This is a genomic window from Microtetraspora sp. AC03309 (genome assembly GCF_020826795.1).
GTDB lineage: Bacteria > Actinomycetota > Actinomycetes > Streptosporangiales > Streptosporangiaceae > Microtetraspora > Microtetraspora glauca.
Window position 1 is genome coordinate 1 of the sequence record NZ_JADDIL010000191.1, and the last position, 1675, is coordinate 1675.

The 1675-nt window shown below is 66.5% G+C and carries 1 protein-coding gene; it reads right to left on the reverse strand.

What is annotated here, in order from left to right; translation table 11 throughout:
• Positions 1-28: 28 nt before the first annotated feature.
• On the reverse strand, positions 29-1609 hold the full coding sequence (locus IMZ11_RS42210) for an IS1182 family transposase (protein WP_374463249.1): 1581 nt from the start codon (positions 1607-1609) through the stop codon (positions 29-31).
• Between the last annotated feature and the right edge of the window lie 66 nt (positions 1610-1675).

Consider the following 1675-nt stretch of genomic DNA (forward strand, 5'->3'; position numbering starts at 1 on the left):
CTGTCGTGCATGGGTGGGTGCCCTGCGGTTAGGCGGTGGTCGACTCAAGGGTCCAGACGCCGCCGGTGTGGGTGAGTCCGAGGTGGAGCAGTGTGCGGAGATTGAGGGCTGCAGCGCGGGTGTGTAACCAGGCGTCGTTCTTCACGACGCCGAGGTAGCGCAGTCGGCGGTTACCTTGGGCGACCAGCCAGGCCACCCCTCGTTCGACCGGTGGGCGCCAGCGACGGTAGTCGGCCTGCCAGGCCGGGTCGGTGGCGGCTTGGCCGCGGGCGGCGGTCAGCAGGTCGTGATGGGGGTGGACGTTGAGGTTGCGTCCGCTCTTGGAGGTGGTGCATCTGGACCGCAGCGGGCAATCGATGCACCTCTTCTTGAACTGGGCGACGCGGGTACCAGCGGCTTGCGGTTGCCCGAGGACGACGGTGTGTCCGGCCGGACAGGTCACCATGCTGATGGTGGTGTCGATCCGGAAGTCGTCGATGGTGAAACCACCGGGGATGGTCTGCCGCAGCGGCGGAGGCTTGATGATCAAGGTGTGGCCGGCGGCTTGCAATGCCTGGCGGGCCTGGCCGGTGCCGTAGGCGGCATCACCCAGCACGATGATCGGTTCCTCTTCCTCGGCGAGTAACTCTTCGGCGACGGCGGCTTCGTGGTGGGCGGCGCCGGTGCCGGGCCGTAATGCGACGTCGGTGTAGATCCCGCTCTCGGGCTCGACCGCCAGATGAGCCTTGTAGCCGTCTTGGCGTTGGGTGCGGTTCTTGTGCACGTGCCGCGCTTGAGGATCGACGGTGGAGACGATCCGGTCATGCACGGTGCGCTGGGCGATACGCCACCGGCCGTCGGTGCCGTCGGAGTCCTCAGCGGGCTCGACATCTTGGTAGGCGATCAGAGCCAGCAGAGCGACCGCGCTGGCCGCTTTGTCACCCAGCGGCTGCTCCGGCAGGTGAGCCAGCAACCGGATCGCATCGCTGACCAGCGCGTCCACCAACGCCTGTCGCGCCTGCTCATCGTTCCAAGCGATACGCGGCTTCCCCGAGTCGGCGTAGTCGTGGGCGGTGCAGTAGGCGTCGACCACCTGGTCGGCGCCGGGCACTTCACGGATCACCCGACGGATCGCGGCGATCACTTGGGTGATGGTGTCTTGGGTCGCCACCGCATCATCAAGGACGGTGGAATCCAGCGCACGACGCTGTCGGCCCTTGAGCGCGCCGGTGGCCGCAACTACCTGCTTGACCCGAGTGAAGATCCGGTTGGGGTCAGTCGAGCGGGCCAGACGACGGCGAAAGTAGGTCAGCAACGACGGATCGAACGCGGTGTCATACAGACCCAGGCCGCACGCGGCCTTCCACCGCAGATCACACCGCAGCTCCTGGACCGCCTCAAAGTCCGACACCCCATACAAGGCCTGAAGCACCAGCGCTGCAGCCAGCACCTGCGGCGGCATACTCGGCCGTCCGTTGGCCGAGGGGTACATGTCGGCGAACATCGCCGCCGGGAACAGCGCCTGACGATGCTCAGCCAAGAACGCGAACACACTCGCCGGCGGGATCAGCTCCCGGCAGGTCTGCCACACATCCGGCCCGATCAGTTCCCCAGCCCATTCACCCTGCACATAAGGAGTCTGGCCCCGCGTCATCCGAGGCGAGGCCAGAACGCAAGATCTTCAGTGATCTTCTAG